25 protein-coding genes are annotated in these 22,202 nt (G+C 66.8%); 11 read left to right on the top strand and 14 right to left on the bottom strand.

What is annotated here, in order from left to right; genetic code table 11:
• Positions 1-230 (top strand): hypothetical protein (locus tag ACFVAV_RS31600; protein WP_379039245.1); only part of this gene is annotated, 230 nt, incomplete at its 5' end.
• A 703-nt stretch (positions 231-933) separates the two neighbouring features.
• Here ACFVAV_RS31600 and ACFVAV_RS31595 read toward each other — a convergent pair.
• Genes ACFVAV_RS31595 through ACFVAV_RS31585 form a run of 3 tightly spaced genes read right to left on the bottom strand, consistent with a single transcriptional unit; the run spans position 934 to position 3,702 of the window.
• Entirely contained in the window at positions 934-1,125 is a 192-nt protein-coding gene (locus ACFVAV_RS31595; RefSeq protein WP_379039244.1) for a hypothetical protein, read from the bottom strand.
• Between the two features lie 12 nt (positions 1,126-1,137).
• On the bottom strand, positions 1,138-2,355 hold the full coding sequence (locus tag ACFVAV_RS31590; RefSeq protein ID WP_379039243.1) for an MFS transporter: 1,218 nt from the start codon (positions 2,353-2,355) through the stop codon (positions 1,138-1,140).
• 18 nt (positions 2,356-2,373) lie between these two features.
• The gene (locus ACFVAV_RS31585) at positions 2,374-3,702 is read right to left on the bottom strand and encodes an FAD-dependent oxidoreductase (protein ID WP_379039242.1); all 1,329 of its coding nucleotides are present in this window, start codon (positions 3,700-3,702) and stop codon (positions 2,374-2,376) included.
• A gap of 101 nt (positions 3,703-3,803) precedes the next feature.
• Here ACFVAV_RS31585 and ACFVAV_RS31580 point away from each other — a divergent pair, with 101 nt between their 5' ends.
• The 5 genes from ACFVAV_RS31580 to ACFVAV_RS31560 all read left to right on the top strand — a co-directional run bounded on the left by ACFVAV_RS31580 (position 3,804) and on the right by ACFVAV_RS31560 (position 6,998).
• A complete protein-coding gene (locus ACFVAV_RS31580) occupies positions 3,804-4,715 on the top strand; it encodes a helix-turn-helix domain-containing GNAT family N-acetyltransferase (protein WP_379039241.1) in 912 nt (303 codons plus the stop codon).
• Positions 4,716-4,783: 68 nt separating this feature from the next.
• The gene (locus ACFVAV_RS31575) at positions 4,784-5,161 is read left to right on the top strand and encodes an ArsR/SmtB family transcription factor (protein ID WP_379039240.1); all 378 of its coding nucleotides are present in this window, start codon (positions 4,784-4,786) and stop codon (positions 5,159-5,161) included.
• The gene (locus ACFVAV_RS31570) at positions 5,158-5,886 is read left to right on the top strand and encodes an aquaporin (RefSeq protein ID WP_379039239.1); all 729 of its coding nucleotides are present in this window, start codon (positions 5,158-5,160) and stop codon (positions 5,884-5,886) included. The genes ACFVAV_RS31575 and ACFVAV_RS31570 overlap by 4 nt, the downstream gene beginning before the upstream one ends.
• Positions 5,887-5,910: 24 nt before the next feature.
• Entirely contained in the window at positions 5,911-6,582 is a 672-nt protein-coding gene (locus tag ACFVAV_RS31565; RefSeq protein WP_379039238.1) for an arsenate reductase ArsC, read from the top strand.
• 11 nt (positions 6,583-6,593) lie between these two features.
• Complete coding sequence (locus ACFVAV_RS31560) at positions 6,594-6,998, top strand: arsenate reductase ArsC (protein ID WP_379039237.1); 405 nt, start codon at positions 6,594-6,596, stop codon at positions 6,996-6,998.
• Between the two features lie 143 nt (positions 6,999-7,141).
• Here the strand turns inward: ACFVAV_RS31560 and ACFVAV_RS31555 are convergent, their stop codons facing one another.
• The 6 genes from ACFVAV_RS31555 to ACFVAV_RS31530 form a co-directional block, all read right to left on the bottom strand.
• Positions 7,142-7,783 (bottom strand): hypothetical protein, encoded by a 642-nt coding sequence (locus ACFVAV_RS31555; protein WP_379039236.1) that lies wholly within the window; start codon positions 7,781-7,783, stop codon positions 7,142-7,144.
• 43 nt (positions 7,784-7,826) lie between these two features.
• Positions 7,827-9,983: an elongation factor G-like protein EF-G2 gene (locus tag ACFVAV_RS31550; protein WP_379039235.1), complete on the bottom strand. Its 2,157-nt coding sequence runs from the start codon at positions 9,981-9,983 to the stop codon at positions 7,827-7,829.
• A 153-nt stretch (positions 9,984-10,136) separates the two neighbouring features.
• The gene (locus ACFVAV_RS31545; protein ID WP_379039234.1) at positions 10,137-11,843 is read right to left on the bottom strand and encodes a SulP family inorganic anion transporter; all 1,707 of its coding nucleotides are present in this window, start codon (positions 11,841-11,843) and stop codon (positions 10,137-10,139) included.
• 148 nt (positions 11,844-11,991) lie between these two features.
• Positions 11,992-12,240 carry a three-helix bundle dimerization domain-containing protein gene (locus ACFVAV_RS31540; protein ID WP_379039233.1) on the bottom strand — a complete coding sequence of 83 codons (249 nt, stop codon included), beginning with the start codon at positions 12,238-12,240 and terminating at the stop codon, positions 11,992-11,994.
• The gene (locus ACFVAV_RS31535; RefSeq protein WP_379039232.1) at positions 12,230-12,409 is read right to left on the bottom strand and encodes a hypothetical protein; all 180 of its coding nucleotides are present in this window, start codon (positions 12,407-12,409) and stop codon (positions 12,230-12,232) included. The genes ACFVAV_RS31540 and ACFVAV_RS31535 overlap by 11 nt, the downstream gene beginning before the upstream one ends.
• Before the next feature lie 65 nt (positions 12,410-12,474).
• The gene (locus ACFVAV_RS31530; protein WP_379039231.1) at positions 12,475-12,906 is read right to left on the bottom strand and encodes an acetyltransferase; all 432 of its coding nucleotides are present in this window, start codon (positions 12,904-12,906) and stop codon (positions 12,475-12,477) included.
• A gap of 495 nt (positions 12,907-13,401) precedes the next feature.
• On the opposite strand from ACFVAV_RS31530, the gene ACFVAV_RS31525 reads away from it, so the two are divergent.
• From ACFVAV_RS31525 to ACFVAV_RS31515, 3 genes are all read left to right on the top strand, one after another.
• Positions 13,402-13,872, top strand: coding sequence for a hypothetical protein (locus tag ACFVAV_RS31525; RefSeq protein ID WP_379039230.1), 471 nt, complete (start codon positions 13,402-13,404; stop codon positions 13,870-13,872).
• Between the two features lie 223 nt (positions 13,873-14,095).
• Positions 14,096-15,736 carry a CocE/NonD family hydrolase gene (locus ACFVAV_RS31520; protein ID WP_379039229.1) on the top strand — a complete coding sequence of 547 codons (1,641 nt, stop codon included), beginning with the start codon at positions 14,096-14,098 and terminating at the stop codon, positions 15,734-15,736.
• Positions 15,737-15,978: 242 nt separating this feature from the next.
• The gene (locus ACFVAV_RS31515) at positions 15,979-16,329 is read left to right on the top strand and encodes an Lsr2 family protein (protein WP_379039228.1); all 351 of its coding nucleotides are present in this window, start codon (positions 15,979-15,981) and stop codon (positions 16,327-16,329) included.
• A gap of 105 nt (positions 16,330-16,434) precedes the next feature.
• Here ACFVAV_RS31515 and ACFVAV_RS31510 read toward each other — a convergent pair whose 3' ends face one another.
• From ACFVAV_RS31510 to ACFVAV_RS31490, 5 genes are all read right to left on the bottom strand, one after another.
• Positions 16,435-16,944: a carboxymuconolactone decarboxylase family protein gene (locus ACFVAV_RS31510; RefSeq protein ID WP_379039227.1), complete on the bottom strand. Its 510-nt coding sequence runs from the start codon at positions 16,942-16,944 to the stop codon at positions 16,435-16,437.
• Positions 16,945-16,962: 18 nt separating this feature from the next.
• Positions 16,963-17,469: a VOC family protein gene (locus ACFVAV_RS31505; RefSeq protein WP_379039226.1), complete on the bottom strand. Its 507-nt coding sequence runs from the start codon at positions 17,467-17,469 to the stop codon at positions 16,963-16,965.
• Between the two features lie 126 nt (positions 17,470-17,595).
• Positions 17,596-18,390 carry an MBL fold metallo-hydrolase gene (locus ACFVAV_RS31500; RefSeq protein ID WP_379039225.1) on the bottom strand — a complete coding sequence of 265 codons (795 nt, stop codon included), beginning with the start codon at positions 18,388-18,390 and terminating at the stop codon, positions 17,596-17,598.
• Entirely contained in the window at positions 18,387-19,415 is a 1,029-nt protein-coding gene (locus tag ACFVAV_RS31495) for a zinc-binding dehydrogenase (protein WP_379039224.1), read from the bottom strand. The genes ACFVAV_RS31500 and ACFVAV_RS31495 overlap by 4 nt, the downstream gene beginning before the upstream one ends.
• A gap of 56 nt (positions 19,416-19,471) precedes the next feature.
• Complete coding sequence (locus tag ACFVAV_RS31490) at positions 19,472-20,572, bottom strand: hypothetical protein (RefSeq protein WP_379039223.1); 1,101 nt, start codon at positions 20,570-20,572, stop codon at positions 19,472-19,474.
• A 95-nt stretch (positions 20,573-20,667) separates the two neighbouring features.
• On the opposite strand from ACFVAV_RS31490, the gene ACFVAV_RS31485 reads away from it, so the two are divergent.
• Both ACFVAV_RS31485 and ACFVAV_RS31480 read left to right on the top strand, forming a co-directional pair.
• Positions 20,668-21,369, top strand: a complete 702-nt coding sequence (locus ACFVAV_RS31485; RefSeq protein WP_379039222.1) for a TetR/AcrR family transcriptional regulator — start codon at positions 20,668-20,670, stop codon at positions 21,367-21,369.
• Between the two features lie 327 nt (positions 21,370-21,696).
• Positions 21,697-22,104 carry a hypothetical protein gene (locus ACFVAV_RS31480; protein WP_379039221.1) on the top strand — a complete coding sequence of 136 codons (408 nt, stop codon included), beginning with the start codon at positions 21,697-21,699 and terminating at the stop codon, positions 22,102-22,104.
• The last annotated feature ends 98 nt before the right edge of the window (positions 22,105-22,202 follow it).

The raw sequence follows: 22,202 nt of genomic DNA, 5'->3' as shown, positions 1-22,202 counted from the left end.
GGGTGAACGCGGTCGCAGCGGTACCGATGCCGGACGGACGGACCCTACTGGCCATCGGCAGCGACGAAGGTACGGTGCGGTTGTGGGACCCACTGTCCTCTCGCGTCGTTGACCATGCGGTCGTCGGGGCTTCAGTCAGCGCGCTCACGGTCGTCAAGTCGACATCCACCTCGCCTACATGTCTGGCCGTCGCAGGGGCAGCCGGATTGTTGATGCTCAGCCTCGATTAGCACGCACTGACACATCTGGACAAACTCTCCGCAGCCACAAGCGGGGTCGCCCGGGCTTGGGCGGGATGGACCAGTGAGGGCGGGTAGTCGAACTGAGCGTCCGAATTGCTTGTACGCGAGAGCACCGCCAACTATGGCTTGACCAGAATGTAACTGTCCCTTATATGATTGAGCCGCAACAGCTTCGCGATATGTATTCGATCGCTCTCGATCACACATTTCCGAAGCTTTGATCCGAAATCTGTTTGCGAGTCCCCTCTCGCGCACAGATTTGTGGCACGCATGCCACATTCGGAGCTCCCGCGTGTTCGAGTGCACTCGCACACGGAGGAGTACCGCCTTGCACGTCACCGACCTGCTGGAACATCTATCACGGGTGGCAGCAATGCCACTTTTCGCCCTGGACGCCAGGGGCGGTGATCACCGGTGATCGAGCCGATTGTCCCGCCTCGGACACCCCTGCAGGAACGCATCTACGGCCCCTTGCCGGTGCTGACCACCCCCGCACCGCAGACCACGACATCGCCTACGGCATCTCTGTCGTCGGCGCTGCGGGCCGCGCTGCGGACCGCGCGGTGCCACGCTGACCTATGTTCGTGCCAGCGTCCACCCGGTAGGCGCTGGCGTGCAGCACGGTCCCGGTGAAGGAGTCACGTCCGGGTAGCTCCGGATGGTGGGGTGGCGAATCCTCCTGTCGCGGCGATCAATCGCGGTGCGGTGAACGTCGTGCCGGTGTCTGCGTGCGCGCTGAACTGGTGACCGTCGTGGTCGACGGTGGTGATGCGCTGGTTGGTGTGGAGTCGAAGTCGAGACCGGCCGCGTAGCGGCGCAGGTGGTGGGCGGCGGCCAGGCCGGACTGGCCTGCTCCGACGATCACCGCGTCATAGGCGGTCATCACGACGTCCTCTTACGAATCGACGGGTTCGGGTGTGCGTGGGATCGTCGCGATGGCGATGACCGCCGCGACGGCCGCGATGACGGCGAGGACGAGGTAGGTGCGGGCCCAGGTGCCGGTCCAGCTCATCAGCGCGGTGCCGGCGAACGGTGCTGCCGCCATCACGACGACGACAGGTGCTGACATCAGGCCGTTGAGTCGGCCGTAATGGGTTGCGCCCCATCGGTCCGTGATCGCGGTCGCTTGCACCAGGGTCATGATCCCGCGGATCAGACCCGCGCCGATCGATACCGCGATCAGTGCGAATACTGTCGTGACCCAGCCCAGCAGAGCGGTCGCGATGGCGGTGGTGGCGAACGCGCCGACGATGCGCGCGGCCGGGGTGGTGCGGGTCATCAGCGGGATGTAGCCGAGGCGGCCCAGGACTTGCCCAGCGCCGCCGAGGCCGAGAGTCAGTGCGGCCAGCGATGGGGAGAATCCGCGTTCGATGAGTAGCGGGACGAGGTTGAACACCCCGGCGAACGCCGCGAAGGCGCCGAGACTCAGTGCGATCACCAAGGCCACGAACGCGGGGCTGCGGGCGATTGCCTGATGGTCGTCGTGGTGCGGGGTGATCGGCGGCGGTGCTGGTGGCCAAGGCCCTCTGAGGCCGAACAGATGCCCGGGCACCGTGACGACCGCCAGCACGAGGGTGAGGACGAGATAGGTTGCGCGCCAATCGGTGCGCTGGACCAGGACGGCGGTCAGTGGCGCGAACACGGTGCTGGCCAGACCGGCGGCCAGCGTCAGGATCATCAGGGCTTTGACGTGGTCGGTGCCGTACCAGCGGGTCAGTGCCGCGAACGCGGGCGGGTACAGCACCGCGCCCATCGCGACCCCGGCGACGAGCCAGCCGAGGAAGAACACCACCGGGTTCGGGGCGAGTGCCACCACGATCAGGGCAGGGATCGCGAGGACTGATCCCGCGGTCATGACGGTGCGTGGGCCGATGCGGTCGAGGATGCGTCCGACCGGAATACCGGTCAGGGCCGCGGCGAGTTGGCCCAGGGAGAACGCCGCGGTGAGCATCGGCAGCGACCATCCGGTGTCGGCCGAGATCGACACCGATAGGACGGGGAAGGCGTAGTAGAGGATGCCCCAACTGGTGATTTCGGTGAGGCACAACGTGATCAGCACGCGCCGCCGCAGACCGGCACCGGCCGAAGCCGGTCCGGTCTGCGTGGCTGTCATGGTGGACGACATAGATGGTCAGTGCTGGATCGACGGGACAGTCAGCGTGAGCACCGCAGGAGCAGGTGCGCAGCAGCCGCCGGAGCTTGCGCCCTCGGGGTCGTCGAAGACACCCGCGCCGCCACAGACACCGGTCTCGGGCAGGGTCAGCTCGACCCGGGCGGCGGACTCGTGGTCACCGGCGAGTTCGGCCGCGACGGAACGGACCTGCTCGTAGCCGGTCATCGCCAGGAACGTCGGCGCACGGCCGTAGCTCTTCATCCCCACCAGATAGACCCCGGACTCGGGGTGGGTCAGTTCGGCGACGCCGTGCGGATAGACGGTGCCACAGGAGTGCACGTTCGGGTCGATCAGCGGCGCGAGCCGGACCGGGGCCTGCAGGACGGAGTCGAGTTCCAGACGGGCCTCGGACAACCACGACAGATCGGGGCGGAACCCGGTCAAGGCGATGACATTGTCGACCCCCTCGATGCTGCGCCCGTCGTCGGCGACGAGAGTCGTTCGCCCTTCGGCATCGGTGTCGACTGCGGCGGTGCGGAATCCGGTCACCACGTCGAGCAGCCCGTCCTCGACGGCCTTCTTCGCGCGCAGGCCGAGCGCACCGCGAGCGGGCAGTTCGTCGGCCTCGCCGCCACCGAAGGTGGCATCGGTCCGGCCGCGGCGCAGCACCCAGGTCAGGCGGGTGCCGGGCTCGTGCGCCAGCTGCGACAGCGCCACGATCGCGGTCAGCGCCGAGTGCCCGCTACCGGCGATCACGGTGTGGGCGCCACGGTAGCGCGCCCGCTCGGAGTCGGAATCGACATCGGGCACCCGATAGGCGATGGTGCTGTTGTCACGTTCACCGATGGCAGGAAGCCCTTCCCCACCAAGGGGATTCGGCGTGGTCCAGGTGCCGGAGGCGTCGATGACCGCGCGTGCCAGGATCCGGTCCTCGGATCCGTCGGCGCGGCGCAGGTGCACCGACAGCGGTTCGGTGTCGCGGCCGGAGTCCACGACCCGGTCGCGGCCGCGGCGCGCGACGCCGACGACCTCGGTGTCGTAGCGGACCGCCTCCCCCAGCGCGTCGGCCAGGGGTGTCAGGTAGTCGCGGGCCCAGTCCTGACCGGTCGGGTAGTCCCCGTCGGCCGGGGCCACCCAGCCGGTGCCGTCGAGGAGGCGACGGCCCGCGGGGGCGATGAGCTCCGCCCAGCGGGAGAACAAGCGCACGTGATTCCACTGCGCGACTGCGGCACCGGCTCGGGGACCGCGTTCGAACACCACTACGTCCTGGCCACGTTCCCGCAGCTCGGCTGCTGCGGCCAGTCCGACGGGGCCGGCTCCTACGACGACGACAGGCAGATCGGTCATCACAAGGCTCCATTCATCGACATGCATCTATGTAATGACTCGAACTTTATCGGCCACCATCGATGAATGCAACCATCGATTGTCATCTATATAATCGACTCATGACGTCCCTGGACATGCCCACCGTCCGCGACTCCGCCGCGCCCCGCGTCGACGCCCTGTCGATCGACGACGCGACCACCTATGCCGAATGGTTCTCCTGCCTGGCCGAACCCACCCGGGTCCGACTGCTGCACCTCGTTGCCACTCGGCCGACCGGGATCACCGTCGGCGAGCTGACCGAGGCGCTGGGCATCACCCAGCCGACCGTGTCGCATCACGTGCGCAAGCTGGCCGATGTCGGCTTCGTCGGGGTCCACAAGAGCGGTACCTCCACCGTCGTCACCGTCAACCCGGCCTGCTGCACCGGACTCCCCCACGCCGCCGACGCCGTGATGGGCGTGCTGACTCCGCGCCCGTGCTGCCCGTCGGACCTGCCTGCCGACGTTTCCGTGCGCGCGATGACCGACGCCGACTGGGATGATGTGTGCCGCATCTACGGTGAGGGCATCGCCACCGGCAACGCCACTTTCGCCACCGAGGTGCCTGACCGCGAATACCTCGACGCCGCTTGGCTGCCCGCCCACCGGTGGGTCGCCGAGATCGACGGCGAGGTCGTCGGCTGGGCCACGCTCGCCCCAGCCTCGAGCCGCGACTGCTACGCGGGTGTCGCCGAGAACTCCGTTTACGTCGCCGAGGCCGCCCGTGGACGCGGTGTCGGAAAATCGCTGCTGCACCGCCAGGTGATCGCCGCGGATGCCGACGGCCTGTGGATGGTGCAGACCTCGATCTTCCCCGAGAACCGCGCCAGCATCGCCCTGCACCATTCCGCGGGATTCCGCACCGTCGGGGTGCGGGAGCGCATCGCGGTCCTCGACGGCGTCTGGCGTGACACCGTGCTGCTCGAACGTCGCGCGGCTACCGACGGCACTGGCACCGGGGCGGATTCCTGCGGCCCCGCAGACTGCCGATAGCGTCGACGGTCGTCGCGTTCACCCGTTGTTCGCTTGCTCAGTGATTCGACGACCGTCAATATCGATGCGTGTCGAAACCGCCCGCATCCTGTCAGCCACAGGCATCACCCTCCTGTGAGGTCATCCCGCTGACGCGTGAACCGCTGTCCGCCGAATCCGCCATCGAACTGGCCGCCGCATTCAAGGCATTGTCGGACCCGGTGCGGTTGCGGCTGCTGAGCCTGGTCGCCAGCCACAACGGCGGCGAGGCCTGTGTGTGCGACCTGTCCGCGGGATTCGAATTGAGCCAGCCCACCATCTCCCACCACCTCAAAGTGCTGCGCGAGGCGGGTCTGCTGTCGAGCGAACGCCGGGGGTCCTGGGTGTACTACCGGATCGAGTCACAGGCACTGGCGCCGCTGTCGCGTCTGCTCGACATCCCTGCGATCGAAGTGGGTGCCCGGTGACTGACCACGTTCGCCGTTTGCTGGCCGAATTCGTCGGCACCGCCGCCCTCGTCGCGGTCGTAGTCGGTTCCGGCATCGCCGCTCAGCAGCTCACCGACGATGTCGCCCTGCAGTTGCTCGCCAACTCCACCGCGACCGTCTTCGGCCTCGGCGTCCTGATCCTGGTGTTCGGCCCCGTCTCCGGCGCGCACTTCAATCCTGTTGTCTCGGCCGCCGATTGGCTGGCCGGACGCCGGCATGGCACCGGGCTCACCGCCACCGATGTCCTGACCTACGCCATCGCTCAGATCGCGGGCGCGATCACCGGTGCGGTTCTGGCCAACGTCATGTTCGACCTGGGTGCCTGGCAGATCTCCACCCACGACCGCATCACCACCGGCCACCTCGTCGGTGAGGTCGTCGCCACCGCGGGGCTGATCGCGGTGATCTTCGCCTTGGCCCGCAGCGGCCGCGCCGCGATGTCGGCCGCCGCCGTCGCCTCCTATATCGGCGCCGCGTACTGGTTCACCAGTTCCACCAGTTTCGCCAACCCCGCCGTCACCATCGGCCGGATCTTCTCCGACACCTTCGCCGGTATCGCACCGGGATCCGCACCGGGGTTCATCCTCGCGCAGATCATCGGCGGCGCACTGGGTTTGGCGTTGATCGTCGCGCTGTATCCGCGCTCGGTAGCCGAGGCTGCCGACAACGCGGTGGTCCCCCATCCGTCCACCACCGATCACTGACCCATCCCCTCACTGGGAGCATCTATGTCCGACAGCCCCGTCGCGCCCGCCGACCACCTGCGCTCGACCCTGACCATCGACCAGCGCCACGCGCTCACCACCGCGGCGACCCGGCTACACGAGGCTTTCGCCGAGACCTACGGACGCGAGACCATCGAACATTTCCTCACCACCAGCTACGACGAGTTCGCCTCCCGCGCCACCGTGATCAACTATCTGCCGCTGCTGGCCGAGCGCTTCGCCCGCCAGCGCCTGCTCGCCCTGGCCAAGGTCGAGGGAAAACTCAACACCGACAAGCCGGTCGCGCTGTTCCTGTGTACCCACAACGCCGGGCGCTCCCAGATGGCGCTGGGCTGGTTCACCCACCTCGCCGGTGACCAGGCGATCGCCTGGTCGGGCGGATCTGAGCCGGGCACCCACATCAACCCGGTCGCGGTCGAAGCGATGAACGAGATCGGCATCGACATCACCGGTGAGTTCCCCAAGCCCTGGACCGAGGAGATCCTGCGCGCCGCCGACGTCATCGTCACCATGGGCTGCGGCGACGCGTGCCCCATCTACCCGGGCCGCCGCTACGAGAACTGGGAACTGACCGACCCCGACCACCAGTCCCTCGAGGTCGTGCGCGGCATCCGCGACGAGATCGGCAACCGCGTCCGCGACCTGCTCACCTCCCTCGACATCACCACCCACTGAAAGGACACCCAGTGTCGACCAAGCCCAGCGTGCTGTTCGTCTGCGTCCACAACGCCGGACGATCCCAGATGGCACAAGGCTTCCTGACCCACCTCGCCGGTGACGCCATCGAAGTGCGTTCCGCGGGAAGTGCTCCCGGCGATGCCCTGAACCCGGCTGCAGTCGAGGCGATGGCCGAAGTCGGCATCGACATCACCAGCCAGGCCCCCAAGATCCTCACCCCGGATGCGGTCGAGACCTCGACGGTGGTGATCACGATGGGCTGCGGTGACGCGTGCCCGTACTTCCCGGGCGTCGACTACCGCGACTGGAAGTTGGAGGATCCGGCGGGCAAGGGCGTCGAAGCCGTTCGTCCGATCCGTGACGAAATCCGTACGCGCATCGAGAAGCTCATCGCCGAACTGATCCCGGCGTAGCGAACGCTGTCGCGGTCCCGAGGCAGCATTTCGCTGCCTCGGGACCGGGATGTATCAGGGTTCGACGCTCGGCGGGGCATAGTGACCAACTGATGGACTCCCACGGGGATACGCCAGCATTGCAACAGCAGATCGCCTTCCTATCAGGTCTTGGTCCACATCCGCGCGACACCCTCGCGGGTAGCGCGACTACCTACGGGGAGATCCAGCACGTCCTGCAGGGTCGGGTCCTCATCGATGGCGTGCCAGAGATGCCCGATCTTGCCGCCGGGCCCGGCGTCGGACGAGCCGATCAGCTGCCACCACCCGTCCTCGTCATGACCGACGTGCAGGATCGGTTCCTGCTGCTCGAATACCTCTGCGGTCTGGATGCATTGGGTGCCGACGACCCAATGCCGCATCCACCAGGCGCGTGGATCCCGCTCCATCACCCGATCGACCACCCACCACACGAACGGCAGATCTTCGTGCGCACGTGCCTGTTCGGCGGTCAGATCCGGGCCACCTTGCGGAACCTGCTCGAAGGGATCGTCCACGAGACCGTACGCGTGCGAGCCTTGATGCGGAAAGACCACGGCGTGGAAGGTCGCACCTCCGGGATTGCCCACCCCGATGCCGATGGTGATCCGCCCCGCGTGTGGATCGGACCCGGTGGTCCAGCCCAGCGCATAGGACGCCAGTTCACCCTGCGGCCCGACGAATTCACCGAATGCCCGCCGATCCATGCCACTCGCATCCGCCATCGGCACCTCGATCATTCGGCCGGGAATCACATCCACATTCACCAGGGGATCGTATCCACCCCGTCTCCACGCTCGGCCCGGCGATTCAAGCCGGCGCCTCGGCGCTTTCCTTGCGTGCCCGCGCGGCGACGGCGGCCGGCATCGGCTCGTGCCGCAGATACCCGCGGGCGAACGACCCCGCCCCGTGGGTGAGCGATCGCAGGTCGATGACATACCTGCTCAGTTCGAGTTCGGGTACCTCGGCCCGGATCTGGGTGCGGCCGGGCTCGGCCGGTTCGGTGCCGAGAATGCGACCGCGCCGGGTGGACAGGTCGCCGAGGACGGCGCCCAGCTGGTCGTCGGGGACCGTGACCCGCACCGCGGCAACCGGTTCGAGCAGCAGGGTCCCGGACGCGTCCGCCGCGTCGCGAAGGGCGAGGGCACCCGCGGTCTGGAAGGCGGCGTCGGAGGAGTCCACCGAGTGCGCTTTCCCCTCCACCAGTGTCACCCGCACATCCACCAGCGGATATCCAGGAGTGACCCCGCGCGCGGCCTGCGCCCTTGCCCCTTTCTCCACCGATCCGATGAACTGCCGCGGCACCACTCCACCGACCACCCGGTCGACGAATTCGAATCCCGTCCCCGCCGGCAGCGGTTCCACCTGGATCTGGCACACCGCGTACTGCCCATGACCGCCGGACTGCTTCACCAGCCTGCCGCGCCCCTCGGCCGCCGCGGCGAGCGTCTCCCGTAACGCCACCCGATACGGTTCCACGTCCACCCGAACCCCGAACCGCCCGCGCAACCGTTCCAGCGCGACATCACGGTGGGCTTCCCCCAGACACCACAGCACCAGCTGATGGGTGTGTTCGTTGTTTTCCAGCCGCAGGGTCGGATCCTCGGCGACGAGCCGGGTCAGGCTCTGCGAGAGCTTGTCCTCATCGGCCTTCCCCTGCGCCCGAATAGCCACGGGCAGTAGGGGTTCCGGCAGCTGCCACGGCTCGATCAGCAGGGGATTCCCGGGGCCGGACAGGGTGTCGCCGGTTTCCGCGTGGCCGAGTTTGCTCACGAACGCGATATCGCCGGCAACGGCCTCGGTCAGTGTCCGCTGTTGTTTCCCCAACGGCGCGGTGACCCCGCCGACCCGGTCGTCGGCATCGTGCTCGGGTCCGCAGACGCGGACGGTGTCCTCGCTGTGCAGCGTGCCGGAGAACACCCGCACCAGCGATACCCGTCCCACATACGGGTCGGACGAGGTCCGGATGACCTCCGCGGCGAGTTCCCCCGCCGGATCGCAGCGCAGTGCGGTGGGCGTGGCGCCGTCGCCGCGCGGCACGGCCGACAGCGGGTGTTCGATCGGTGTCGGGAACCCGGCCGTGACCAGTTCCAGCAGTTCGAGCGTGCCGAGGCCCTGCTCCGCGTCCTCGGCCGCCGGTGCCGCGAACAGCACCGGATGGAAGCTTCCGCGCGCCACGGCTCGTTCCAGGTCGTCGACCAGGGTGTCGAGTTCGACGGGTTCGCCGTCGAGGTACCGGTCCATCAGCGTTTCGTCTTCGCTCTCGGCGATGATCGCCTCGATCAACCGATCGCGGGCCGGGTCGATCACCGCGAGCTGTTCCGCGGAAGGTTCGGTGCGCACCCGTTTCCCGCTGCGATAGTCGGCGACCCGTCGCTCGAGCAGTTCCAGCAGTCCGATCGCGGGCCGGTGCCCGTCGGGGCTCTTCTGCCCGTAGACCGGCAGGTGCAGGGGCAGCACGGTATCGCTCGCTCCGTCGGTCAGCAGCGCCTGACAGGTCTGCACCAGTTCCGCGTACTCCGCCCGCGCCGTGTCCAGATGTGTCATCACGATCGCCCGCGGCATCCCCACCCGCGCGCATTCGGCCCACAGTTCCCGCGTCGCCCCCGCCACACCCTCCACTCCGTCGGCCGCCGACACCAGGAAAAGTGCCGCGTCCGCCGCCCGCAACCCGGCCCGCAGTTCGCCGACGAAATCCGGGCATCCCGGCGTATCGATCAGATTGATCTTCACCCCGCCCCACATCACCGGGACCACCGACACCTGCACAGACCTGTGCTGTCGCCGTTCGACCTCGTCGTAGTCCGACAGCGATGTCCCGTCCTCCACCCGGCCGGCCCGGTTCACCGTCCCGGTCGCCAACGCCAGCGCCTCCACCAGCGTCGTCTTCCCCGCACCGCTGCTGCCAACCAACGCCACGTTCCGGATGCTCTCCGGTCGCTGCGCCCCGTTCGTCCGGTCCACCATGTCGCACGCTCCCTCCAGTTAGGGATCCGGCTCCTTCGAGCTTCCCACCGCAGGTAGGGGCACGTCCATGGTTTCCGGCCGATCGATGCTGCGACCCAGCACGGGAGGTCGATTGCCTCGGCACCAGCCGGCAGCCGGTTCGAGTTCGTGGGTTCAACTATCCATCGCACGGTCGCTTCGATGGCGAAAGGCGTCTACGGCGGCTTCGACGGTGGGATAGAAGTGCGTCCCGTCGAACCGGTCACTGACACCGAAGCGAATGATCTTATCCTTGATCGGTCCCTTCATCTCGGCGAAGATCAATCGAATTCCCTTGCCTGCCAAGTAATTGTCGAGATCGACGAGTTCGTCGACGGCCGTCGTATCGAGATCGGTGATGGGTTCTGCGGCGATGATGACCCATTCGACCGGGGACGGAGCGTGCGCGACGACCGAGCGCACGTATTCGTCGAAGATCTGTCCGTTGGCGAAGAACAGGGGCGCGTCGAACCGCACCAGCACCAGGCCCGCGATGCGTTGCCCGTCGGGGTGGCGCTCGATGTCGTGGTAGCCGGGACGGTCCTGCGTCTGGACGAGTTCGGTGCGATAGGGCTGCCAGGCTCGCGCGACCACCGCGACGAACGAAAGACCGATCGCGACGACGATCCCCTGCAGCACGCCTACCAGCGCGACGCCGACGAACGCGGCCGTCGCGAGCGCGAACTCCACCGAACTCATGTGCCACATCCGGACCATGCCGCGGATGTCGATCAACGCGGTGGCCGCGACGATGACGACGGCCCCGAGCGCGGCGTCGGGCAGGTACGCGGTGAGTCCGGGGGCGAGCAGCACGAAGAGCAGAACGGAGATCGCGCCGACGACACACGCCAATTGCGTGTGGGCGCCGCTCTGTTCGGCGACCGGAGTTCGTGACCCGCTCGCGGAGACGGGAAATCCACCGAACAGTCCACCCGCCACATTGGCGACCCCGATCGCCTTCATCTCGGTGCTGCCGTCGACATCTTCCCCGTGCCGGGAAGCGAAGGTCCGCGACAGCACGCCGCTGTCGGCGAACGCGATCAGCGCGATCCCCGCCGCGGGTCCGATCAGATGCCCGATGTCGGCCCAGCCGATGCCGCCGATGGAAGGCAGCGGCAGGCCTTCGGGCAGGGCACCGACCATGCCGATGTCGTCGGTGAGTCCGGCGGCGGCCGAGATCGCGATGGCGCCCGCGACCGCGACCAGCACCCCCGGTACCGCGGGCAGCCACCAGCGGAAGGCCAGGATGACAGCGAGCGAGCCGAGGCCGATAGCGGTCGCGATGGGATCGATTTCGCTGCGGACCACGCTCTGCCCGATCTCGGCGATTTCGGCGAGCACGCCGGTGGCATCGACGGAGAAGCCGAGCAGTTTGGGAAGTTGCCCGACGACGACGATGAGCGCGATCGCGTTCAGATAGCCGAGCCGGATGGGCTTGGACAGCAGCTCGGTGACGAACCCGAGACGAAGGAATCCACCGACGAGCAGAATGAGCCCGACGAGGACGGCAAGGACTCCCGCCAGGGCCAGCGCACGGTCGGGATCATCGACGGCGGCCAGTGGTAGCACCGCGGCCGCGATCAGCGGGGCGAGTGAGGAATCCGGGCCGAGAACAAGGATTCTGGACGGCCCGACCACCGCGTAGGCCAGCAGCGGCACGATGGTCGCGTAGAGCCCGGCGTACGCGGGAAGTCCTGCGGCTTCGGCGTAGCCCATACCGGCGGGGATCAACAGCGCGGTCAGGACGAGGCCCGCGGTGACATCGGCTCGCAGCCACGCACGGCGATATCCGCGGGCTGTCGCGATCCCGGGTAAGGCGGTCACGCGGTCCTTCCACGGCATGGTCGGGTTGCCTCAGCGTACTCGTGCGCGCGCGGGAGAGGTCGTCACCGGGGCGGGCGGCCCGGCGACGGCGTGCACCGTGTGCGTGGCGGCCATAGCGCGCCGTCCTTTTCCTGATCAGGGCACTTCGGCAGGGTGGGGGAACCCTCTAGATCGTAGCCATCGTCGGCGCACTGTGTGGCTCCTCGCCGATGGCCTCGATCGGGGAGACGCCGACAGCTTGCCGAGCGGCTTTCTCGACGAGCAGCGGAACGAAATCGCGGACGCGGGCATCGGCGAATCGCTCGTGAATACGGCGAACCAGGAGCTCGATCTCCGCCGGTGATTCCGCGGGGAAACGGGCGATCAGGCGTTCGATCACCTGATCGATCTGCACAGATTCGTTGTCATCGCGCATCGCAGGTCACCTGCTGGACCAGTGCCCCGAAGCGTTCGGCCATGCGCCGGTATCTCGGCGTGTCGGTGATGGAACCGGTAGGCGGGCCCTCTTCCTCGACGCCGACGGTGTACGCGCGGACATCGTTGCGGTGCAACCGATCGCGTTGGTCGATCGACAGGGATGCCATCGTTCCTCCTGGTCGGCGCCTCGCCCACCGCTGGACGAGCTATCGAGGAGACAACCGACGAGAACTCAGCGTTCGGGTCGCCAGGTGGAGACAGCCCAGATGGTCACGACGCTGAGCGCGATGACCACGATGGACCACGCCGGGTAGTACGGCAGGGACATGAAGTTCGCGACGATGACCAGCGCGGCGATTCCCAGCGCGCCGTACCGACCCCATGTCGATCCGATCGCGAGGCCGAGGCCACAGATCAGCGCGACGGCGCCCAGCACGACATGAATCCAGCCCCACGTCGTGGTGTCGAACTCGTAGACGTACTCGATTCCGGCGACGTACAACTTGTCGTCCACGATCGCGGAGATACCCTCCAGAATGGAGACCACCGCCAAAATGACAAGCATGAACGCTGCCGCGATGGATATCCCCTCGGCGACGGCCTGCCGCTCGACGGGCTCTCCCCCGGGTGTGACGTCGGGCGCCGAAGACGTGTGTGCGGTCATGGTCGACTCCTCGGTGATGCTGAGGACCGCCCACTCGACACCAGGCAAATCCGCCGTTGAATGGATGCAGGTCCTGTTGGAAACTTCTACTTGTTCGAATCCATTTGCCAGTGGACCACCTGTGGTGGCTAGTCACGATAAGGGGATGCTCCCTTTCCGTGCGCGACTGTTCGCTCGGTGTCGTGGTGCATCATCGAGAACCGTCTGCCCCGCGAATATGTTTGCGGGGGTGCATTATCCGCATTCGTGGGGTTGCTCAGAGTTTACCGGAACGGATTCCTCCAAACAAGATGCGACTGGACAAGACGTCGCGCAATCACGAGAGAGGAGCGCGATCGGACGGCCGACCGTGGACCGGCGTTGATCGCTGGTCTCGCGGTGCCCCCGTCCCGCCCTCGACGGGGCCGCACTCGGCGTTGCTATCGGTTCGATAACCGGGCCACAGGATGGCTGGAAGCAACCGAACGAATCGGAGCAGGCCGAGGGGAGCGCGTCATGACCACCGACACCGAATCCATGGGAAGTCGCCGCGAACGCACAATCATGTACAGCGTCGTCGCGATCACGTTCGCGATTCTGCTGGTCATCGTTCTGATCGCCTATTCGTCGGCAGCGTCCAACTCCCGAGCCGAGGCGAAAGCCGACCAGCTCATCGCGGCGCTCGAACAAGCCGGGGTAGCACATCCGCCGACCCGGGAGCGGATCGTCCGAGTCCTCGGGGAGGACGGCGGGGCGATCTGCGCTGATCCGAACTCCGCGCTGGCCCGCGCCACCCTGCTGTCGCAGCTGGCACCGATGATCTCCACACCAGCGACGTGGCAAAGTAATCGACGAAGAGGTCAGGCGCTGTGCCCGGTGTCGCTACCATCGCGGCAAACGTCTGTGGGGCGGTCCGCAGAGTATGCACCGCGAGTATGGCGTGAATCTCGGCCGTCGGTCATTCGACGATGTCGTCGTCACCCCTGAGAATCACTCGACCGTGACACCAGGGTGTGCACAGCGAGATCAATCGCATTCGCACTCATGCATGTCAAATATCAACCGCTGCAACGGAACACATGAGTGGTCGACGTCGATGTAGCATCTCCGGTGAGCGGGGGTGGCTTGGATCTCGTCCCGTAGTGGCTCCCTTGCTTGTCGCGCAACTGTTCTGCTGCTCCGAAATACACCAATTCGACAGGAGATCACCATGCCAGAAGCTCGCCCGGACCGCCTGCGCCTACTCGCCCCCGATCAGGAAGCCGACGCGCTCGCCGTCGTCGACGATCTGCTCACCGGGAACGCGACCGGTGTCCCCGAATACTTGATCGACGACATCGCCGCCGTCCGCGCTCGGTGCCGGTTCACTCAGGTACAGATTCCCGGCCACGACGGCGAACTGCTCGACGCCATGGCCGCCTGGCCGACCAGCGATGGTCCGCATCCACTCGTCGTACTTCCCGCCGGCCTGGACCCCACGGGCTGGAAAATGTACTCCGGGGCGCTGATCAGGCTGCTCATGCGCGGCTACGCCGTCGTCGCCTACACCGAGCGCGGCCTGCCCGGGTCCGGTGGTGAGCTGACGGTGGCCGGTCCCGAAGACGTCGCGGACGGCTCGCAAGTGATCACCTGGGCGCTCGCGCAACCGGAGATCGAGGTCGACTCGGAACGTATCGGCATGGCGGGCATCTCCTACGGCTCAGGTATCAGCCAGCTGGTCGCCCAGTCCGACAAGCGCGTGAAAGCAGTTGTCGCCCTGAGTACATGGGCCGACCTCGGCGAGGCGTTGTACGACAACCAGACCCGCCACATCCTCGCCGCCGAAGCCCTGGGCGCGATCAGCGAGAAGCCCAGCGCCGAGCTGGTGAAGATACTCGAGGACTTCCGGACGAACACCGATATCGAGGGTGTGCTGGAGTACGCGCGACGGCGCTCGCCCGCTCACATCCCGGATGAACGCCGCCCCGTGCCGACCTTCTTCACCAGCTACTGGCACGAGACCATCTTTCCCCAGAACCAGCTGCTGAGCTATTTCGCCGAGTTCCCCGGCCCCAAGCGCTTGGATCTGGCGATCGGAGACCATGGGGCAGTGGAGGTTCCGGGCCTGCTGCTCGGTGTCTACACTCGCACCTCCGAGGCAGCCTACGACTGGCTGGACCACTATCTCAAGGGTGTCGACAACGGCATCGATAGCGATGGTGTCGTGCACACCGAGACCATGCACAGCTTCACTGTGTCCTCCTTCGCCGCCCTGGAAAGCTGGTCGTCCAACCCGATCCGCACCTACCATTTCGCCGCACCCGCGAATGGATCCGGCGATGGTGCACTGGTTCTCGACCCGCCCTCGGACTTCAGCCAGACCATCCGTTCCGGTGACCCGCAGGTCCGCGCCGTGAACCAACTGGTCATGGACGGCTTCCGTGAGCGGCTGCTCATGCCCGTGCGTCACAAGTTCGCCGAGGTCGATCGATCCACCAGCGCGGTGTGGAGGAGCGCTCCACTTCTGTCGCCCCACCACATCGCGGGTATCCCACGCGTTCGTTTGACGGTGGCTCCCACCACCGATGCCGTCACCGTGGTCGCCTACTTGTTCGATCTCGACGTGGTCACCGGCAATCTGAAGATCATCACCCATGCCGCGGCCACGGTGCGCACCGCCGAACCGAAACATCCCACCGCGGTCGATCTGCGCTTGCAGGCCACCGACTATCGAGTCCCCGTCGGCCACCAGCTCGCCGTCATCCTCGCTACCGAGGACCCCCTGTACGCGGGCGAAACCGAACCCGACACCGTGGTGACCCTGTCCGCCGTCCACGGCGCCGCGGGTATCGACATCCCGATCGCCGACTGATCCTGCCCCGTCATATGTGATCCTCGGCAAGGTCTCGATCACCCGATCGGGACCTTGCCTTGGTTCCGACCACATATCCACGTCGATCATATCTATGGGCATCGGGGGTGCTCAGATCAAGCGGAAGAAATAGGTCATTAATCCGAGTGGCATGGCTTGTGGGGCTGCCCTGGGGGCGGCTGGTGTGATCAATTACGATTACCAACAGGTATTTCCGTACACAACGAACAGGACGCAGAGCTATGGCGCGCAAGGTAGTTGTCACCCTCATCGACGACTTCGACGGCACCTCGGTCGCCGAAGACACCGTCAGCTTTGAAATCGACGGCGCAGCCTACGAAATCGACCTGTCCGACACCAACGCAACCAAGCTGCGCGATACATTCGACCAGTGGCTGCCCTATGCGCGCCGCGTCGGACGCACCAAGTCCGCCAACCGCCGATCGTCGGTGACGGCGACCGCGGGTACTTCCTCTCGTCGGGACGACCTCGCGGCGATCCGGGCGTGGGCAAGCGAAAACGGCCACAGCGTATCCAGCCGGGGCAGGATCTCCGCCGAAGTCATCGCCGCCTACGACGCAGCATCCGTGTAAACCGAACTCGCTGACGTCATTACCCGCCCGCGCCCGGCCCGAGCCAGGTACGGGCGGGTAAACACCGACATCCAACGCGAACTCTGTCGCCTGGCCTCGGCCGCCCTACTCTTCGCCCACGGTGGTGACCCCGAAGGTGTTGAGGAAGTTGCAGACGAGTTGGTAGAAGCCGATGGTGAGAACGAAGTCGGCCAGTTGGGTGACGCTGAACAGTTCCAGAGCTTCGGCCCGGGTGGACTCCCGAAGGGTGTGCTCGTCCAGGATCTGGTCGGTCCAGCGGAGCACGGCCGCTTCCTCGGGGCGGAGTCCTTCGCCGCGACCGGAAGCAGCGGCGGCGATAGCGTCCTCGCTGAGCCCGACCGCTCGCGCGAACCTCTCGTGGTGGTGCAGTTCGTAGGGCGCTTCGTAGACGTGGCCCACGCGCAGGATCGCCAGCTCACGCAGTGGGAAGGGAACCGAGTTGGTCTGCAGCATGGCGTCGGCCATGGTCAGGAAGCTCAGGCCCATGCCGTGCGAATGGGCGACCATGCGGTAGATGTTGGCGGTGTGTGTGGACAGCGCTTCTTGCAGCGCGGCGGGCAGAGTCGTCGTGTCGGGGAAATCGATGATCGTCATTGATGGCCTTTTCGGTGGTCAGGCGAGCTTGTCGACGTCGCCGCGGATGGGTTCGCTGCCGTCCCAGGTCGCCGCGACTTCCCGGATGTAGCGGAAGAATTGGCCTTTGGGACCGCTGATGTCGGAGATCTCGATGATGTGGCCGAAGGTCTTCTCGGTATCGAAGTAGGCGAATCTGCCCAGGTCGCCGCCGATCGACCCTTCGTGGCCCACCTGGTAACCCGATGCCAGCGCCTTGTCGTAGAGCGCCTGGTAGTCGTCGGTCCAGTAGGCGATGTGCTGCAAGCCTTCGCGCCCGGAGTCGAGGAATTCCCGGTAGAGCGACGGCGCGTCGTTGCGCGGCTGGATCAGCTCGATCTGGACGTCGCCGGAATTGGCCAGGGCCACACTCATTTTCATCGGCGAATCGCTGCCGCGGTAGGTGAAGTAGTCGGTCTCGACGTCGTGGACGTAGAACCAGGGGCCGATGCCCTGCGCGAGCCATCGCTGCATCTCAGCGTTGATATCGCGCACGACATAACCCATTTGGGTGATACTGCCGAAGATCCGGCTCATTGCACTGTCGCTTTCTGTTCAGAGGATTCGACACAGCTCCGCGGGTTCGCGGAGGTGATGGCACATGCTCAGACGTGCCCGGCGAGCCGACCGGGGTCAGGCTCGCCCCAGCGCTCGGTCGAGCAGGTATGGGTCGTGCGCGTTGACGAGAATCAGGCCGGGATCGGCGGCCGCCCACAGTTCGGAGAGCCGTTCGTGGTTTGCCTTGACCTTTTTCCAGTCGTAGGCGATGACGCGTTCCATCGCGGTGATCGCGCGCGGGGCGGAACCGGAGCCGTCGAGCTGACCGTGGTGGTAGAAGGAATCACCGACGTGCAACACCCACCGATCACCGGCATCGACGGCAACGGCCGCATGGCCCCGGCTGTGCCCCGGCAGGGTGATCAACACGATCCCGGGCGCGATGTCGGTGAGTTCCTCTGCACCGGGGAACCCGCGCCAGGACTCCCCCATGGCCGGCGTGTGCTCGACGAGCACCGGGTTGTGGGATCGCTGCGGCGGGAGGTAGCGATGTCGTTCGATCAGCGTACGGGGATGCCGGGCCGCAAAGGACTCGGCACTGGTGAGATGCACCTGAGCCCAGGGGAAGTCGGCCAGGCCACCGGCGTGATCGGCATCGAAATGGGTGAGCACGATGTGGCGCACGTCGTGGGGATCGAAGCCGAGCCGTCGGATCTGCGTGATCGCGGCTTCGCCGGGATCGAAGACGGGGCGGACATAGAAGCGGCCGGGCCCGAATCTCGCTCCGGGCGAATGGGAATCGCGCAGCCCCAGGCCCGCGTCGACGAGGACGAGTCCTCGTGGGGTTTCCCCCAGCAGGACGTGGCAGACCAGCCCGCCGGGTGTGGCGAACGGGTGCATGGTGCCGCAGTTGAGGTGATGGACCTTCATCCGCCCGCCCGCGGCGACGGTGCCGGAGCCGGAGCGGGCCCGCTGTGCGCGTCGGCGAAGGACAGCACGATCTTGCCCACCGCCGCATTCGCGCGCAGCCGCTCGGCCGCGAGGTCGCCGTGTTCGGGCGCGAAGACGGCGTCCACGCGCGGGCAGATCTTGCCCGCGGCGACAGCGGGAAGCACCTGCGGGGTCAGCGCGGCGACCACGTCGGCCAGCTCAGCACGGGTGCGAATACTGAAGGTGGTGCCGAGCAGCCGCTGGCGGCGGAAGGCGATCGTGTCGAGGTCGAGGGTGGTCGCGGCACCGGCGAGTCGGCCGATGCTGACGATGGTGCCGCCGATTGCGGTGGCGGCGGGTAGCTGGGCGAAGAGTTCCCCGCCGACATGGTCGAGGGTGATGTCGGCTCCGCGGCCGTCCGTGGCCGCCGCGACCACCGCCGCGAGGTCTTGGGTGGTGGTGTCGACGGTGACGTCGGCGCCTGCGGCGATGAGGGCGTCTCGTTTGTCTTCGCTCGTGGTGGTGGCGATGACCGTGCTCGCGCCGAGCGCTGTGGCGAGCTGGATGCCGACCAGCCCGATCGAGCTGGTGCCGCCGACGATCAGCACGCTGTCGCCCGCGGTGAAACCCGCTTGGCTGACCAGTGCGTCGTGTTCGGTGATCAACCCGACCGGCAGCGCCGCGGCCTCCTCGAAGCTCAGACCGTCGGGGATGGGCACGAGCAGGCGCGGATCGCACAGCGCGTAGTCGGCGAAACCACCGATCGTGATGCCCATGACCGGTGTCCCGGCGGCGAGGTGCGGCGCGAGCGGACTCGACGTTTCCACGACACCCGCCACCTCCATGCCCGCGGTGAACTCGCCGGCCTGCTGGGAGTTGGCTGTGTAGCTGCCGTCGAGGGCGTAGAGGTCGGCGCGATTCAGCCCGGCGGCCATGACCTGGATGCGGACCGCGCCGAGTTGGTGCGGGGCTTCGATGTCGCGCAGCTGCCAGTTCTGTCCGGCGCCGCCGATGAGTGCACGCATGTGCGGGTTTCCTTTCACAGCATGGTGGAACGGATCGGTCGGGGTCCCCACCGAGGTCAGTGGTGCGTGATGGAGCCGTGGGTGAATGTCGGCGAGGTACCGGGATTGGTCCACGCCGCGGTCAGCTCGCTCGACGGAAAGAACTGCAGGAAGCGGGAATCGCGCTGGCTGCGGTCGGCCAGCGTCTTCTCCAACACGATCGAGTTGTATTGATCGACAGTGGTTTCGATGGTGTTGGCGTTGAGCACGATGTCCTGTCCCCACTCCCGCGCCCACCGCGCCACCCCTGGCAGCCGCGAGAACTCCGGAGTGAGGCATTCCGCGGCGATCACGTTCTCACTGCTCACCCACACCCCGGTGGAGGTGTTGAGCACCAAGCTCTGGTTGCCGAAGACGTGGCCGGGGGTCTTCACCACCGCGACGCCGGGACCGAGCACCACCGACCCGTCGATGGGCAAGAACGCCTCCGGTGGAACATCGCGGTAGGCCCCGGGCTGGTACCACGGGCGCTGGAGCGGATGCAGATCCGCCATCGCGGCCAGTTCGTCACGCTGCACGATGACCTTCGCGCGCCGGAACACCGGTTTCGGTTGCGCACCGAGATCGGCCTGGTGCGCGGTGGTGCCGATCCAGCGGCGCAGGTCCTGGGTATGCAGGTGGTCGAACATCAGGTAGTCGACCTCGGCCGGATCGATGCCGAGCCGGGACAGGTGTCCGACCACGGTGCCGTGCTCGGTCACCATCCGTTTCGACACCACGTCGGGAGTTCGTTCGACGAGCTTGTCGAAATACGGTGTGTAGCGGCCGAGTTCGACATCACTGGGCTCGAAGAGCAGCACCCGCGGCGTCCCGTCGCTCTCGTGCCACTTGATGACCAGCATCCGGTTGGTGATCGCCAGAAACGGCGCTATCGCGCGGGACGCACGGAACAGGCCGAACCGCGTCGGATACGGCAGCGTCACCAGGTCACAGGTGGTGACGCTGTCGGGTGTGCCGGTCCTGACGAACTCCTGCCGAAATGCCACCGCCTGAGCCCGGGCCGCGGCGAGCCGGGCGCCCGGACCGCCGTCGATCGCCGAAAGATCGGTCAGGCTGTCGACCTGCGCGCCGACGCTCGCCAGTTCCAGCACGTCACCTTGTCGCCACGGCATCCGCATTGATTCCACCTCATGTCATTAATTCCACAGCGTGGGATTGAGTTCAGATTAAACCCACACCGTGGAAATATGCAAGAGTGGGAACAATGAACGCCATGACCGATGCGACACCAAGCCTGCGACCGCCCCGGCGCGGGCGACCGCCGAAGGCTCAGGCTCAGCTTTCACGGACCGCGATCCAGCAGGCAGCGCTCTCGGTGATCGACGCCGAAGGTATCGACGCCGTGAGCATGCGTTCGGTCAGCCGCATCCTTGGGGTCGACGCCAAGAGCCTCTACCACTACGTCGAGGACAAGGGTGACCTTCTCGACGCGGTCGCCGAACACGTACTCGAACAACTACGCCCGCCGGCCGCGACCGACTCGATCGACGCCGATCTTCGCGCCTGGGCTCACGAATTCCGCCGCATCACGCTGGCCCACCCCCAAGCCGCGACACTGGTCCTGACCCGCCAGCTTTCCTCGACCGTCGGCCTCGCCCCCGTCGAAGGCATCCTCGAGGTCTTGCGACGCACCGGACGCGGCCCCGAGGAAGCGGTCCATTTCCTGCGCACCCTGTTGGCGACGCTGATCGGAACATTGCTCCGCGAGGCGTCAGCCGGACCGACGTTCGGTACGACCGACCCGGCGGGGATCGCCGAGCGTCAGGCCACACTCGAAGCGTCCGGACTACCGCAGATCGGACTTGCCGCACCGTACCTCGCCCGATTCGACCGCGATCGCGAGTTCGACTTCACGGTCGACCTGATCATCCGCCTCGCCACCACCCCTGATGTCACCGATCAGATAGCCGACTAGAACCGCAGGGGATCCTGCGCGGATTCGCAGCACGAGGACGTCCACCCAGCACCGCGGAGCTGTCCGATGTGGTTGCGGGGCAGGATATTTCGCTTGCTGCGGTACTGCGTCGGTTGCACGAGAACGACGTCGTTCGCCGCCCGCTGCCCTGGCACGCCCGCCGCGGCAGGGTCAGGTGGCCTGTCGATGATGCCGATCGCGGTGTCAGTGGGCGTGTCAGGTGGGCGTCAGGTCGGTGTCAGGCAGCCCGGCCACAGTGTGTACATCGAACAAAACGACCGGCACCGACACAGTCGGCGCCACAACAGATTTCGAGGAGCACACAACATGTCCACCACCATCACCACCCTGACCGACCAGAACAACAGCACCCTGCGCACCGCCGCCTACGGCGCCGTGTCGCTCATCGCCGCCGCGGGTGCGACGCACAAGGGGATCTCGCAGGGCTCCATCGCCCTCACCTCGGCGACCGGACTGGTCGGGCATGTGCTCGCGGCCAAATCGAAGGACATTCACCTGCACGGCAAGTCCGTCGCCGAACTCGCCGACCAGGTACTGCCGAGCCTCACCGCGGCCATGAACCTGCTCGGCAAGCAGGACCCGGCCGAGGCGGACAACTTCCGCGACACCGTCCTGGTCGCCGTCGAAGCCGCCACCCAGCCCCACAGGGGCGGGCCGAACCCCGCCGTGACCGCGATGGCCCGCAAGATCACCGCGGCCATGGACGCCGCCTGACGGATACGGTCGGGGGGGGGGGGGCGGGGGGGGAAAGGGGGCGCGGGCGGCCGAGCCTATCTCGGCGGGGGAAGGTTGTTATGAGTGGGTAGTAGTGA

The sequence above is a fragment of the Nocardia sp. NPDC057663 genome (assembly GCF_042799895.1).
Classification (GTDB): domain Bacteria; phylum Actinomycetota; class Actinomycetes; order Mycobacteriales; family Mycobacteriaceae; genus Nocardia.
The sequence above is the reverse complement of the archived record's forward strand: the minus strand, read 5'-3'. Positions and strand labels throughout refer to the sequence as shown.

What these genes read in the sequence shown, in the direction of transcription:
- ACFVAV_RS31540 (WP_379039233.1), bottom strand. Translation starts at nt 12,240, where the DNA reads ATGCGCGATGACAACGAATCTGTGCAGATCGATCAGGTGATCGAACGC.
- ACFVAV_RS31545 (WP_379039234.1), bottom strand. Translation starts at nt 11,843, where the DNA reads ATGCCGTGGAAGGACCGCGTGACCGCCTTACCCGGGATCGCGACAGCC.
- ACFVAV_RS31495 (WP_379039224.1), bottom strand. Translation starts at nt 19,415, where the DNA reads ATGCGTGCACTCATCGGCGGCGCCGGACAGAACTGGCAGCTGCGCGAC.
- ACFVAV_RS31525 (WP_379039230.1), top strand. Translation starts at nt 13,402, where the DNA reads ATGACCACCGACACCGAATCCATGGGAAGTCGCCGCGAACGCACAATC.
- ACFVAV_RS31585 (WP_379039242.1), bottom strand. Translation starts at nt 3,702, where the DNA reads ATGACCGATCTGCCTGTCGTCGTCGTAGGAGCCGGCCCCGTCGGACTG.
- ACFVAV_RS31580 (WP_379039241.1), top strand. Translation starts at nt 3,804, where the DNA reads ATGACGTCCCTGGACATGCCCACCGTCCGCGACTCCGCCGCGCCCCGC.
- ACFVAV_RS31510 (WP_379039227.1), bottom strand. Translation starts at nt 16,944, where the DNA reads ATGACGATCATCGATTTCCCCGACACGACGACTCTGCCCGCCGCGCTG.
- ACFVAV_RS31490 (WP_379039223.1), bottom strand. Translation starts at nt 20,572, where the DNA reads ATGCGGATGCCGTGGCGACAAGGTGACGTGCTGGAACTGGCGAGCGTC.
- ACFVAV_RS31590 (WP_379039243.1), bottom strand. Translation starts at nt 2,355, where the DNA reads ATGACAGCCACGCAGACCGGACCGGCTTCGGCCGGTGCCGGTCTGCGG.
- ACFVAV_RS31565 (WP_379039238.1), top strand. Translation starts at nt 5,911, where the DNA reads ATGTCCGACAGCCCCGTCGCGCCCGCCGACCACCTGCGCTCGACCCTG.
- ACFVAV_RS31485 (WP_379039222.1), top strand. Translation starts at nt 20,668, where the DNA reads ATGACCGATGCGACACCAAGCCTGCGACCGCCCCGGCGCGGGCGACCG.
- ACFVAV_RS31530 (WP_379039231.1), bottom strand. Translation starts at nt 12,906, where the DNA reads ATGACCGCACACACGTCTTCGGCGCCCGACGTCACACCCGGGGGAGAG.
- ACFVAV_RS31535 (WP_379039232.1), bottom strand. Translation starts at nt 12,409, where the DNA reads ATGGCATCCCTGTCGATCGACCAACGCGATCGGTTGCACCGCAACGAT.
- ACFVAV_RS31505 (WP_379039226.1), bottom strand. Translation starts at nt 17,469, where the DNA reads ATGGGTTATGTCGTGCGCGATATCAACGCTGAGATGCAGCGATGGCTC.
- ACFVAV_RS31500 (WP_379039225.1), bottom strand. Translation starts at nt 18,390, where the DNA reads ATGAAGGTCCATCACCTCAACTGCGGCACCATGCACCCGTTCGCCACA.
- ACFVAV_RS31515 (WP_379039228.1), top strand. Translation starts at nt 15,979, where the DNA reads ATGGCGCGCAAGGTAGTTGTCACCCTCATCGACGACTTCGACGGCACC.
- ACFVAV_RS31550 (WP_379039235.1), bottom strand. Translation starts at nt 9,983, where the DNA reads ATGGTGGACCGGACGAACGGGGCGCAGCGACCGGAGAGCATCCGGAAC.
- ACFVAV_RS31480 (WP_379039221.1), top strand. Translation starts at nt 21,697, where the DNA reads ATGTCCACCACCATCACCACCCTGACCGACCAGAACAACAGCACCCTG.
- ACFVAV_RS31520 (WP_379039229.1), top strand. Translation starts at nt 14,096, where the DNA reads ATGCCAGAAGCTCGCCCGGACCGCCTGCGCCTACTCGCCCCCGATCAG.
- ACFVAV_RS31595 (WP_379039244.1), bottom strand. Translation starts at nt 1,125, where the DNA reads ATGACCGCCTATGACGCGGTGATCGTCGGAGCAGGCCAGTCCGGCCTG.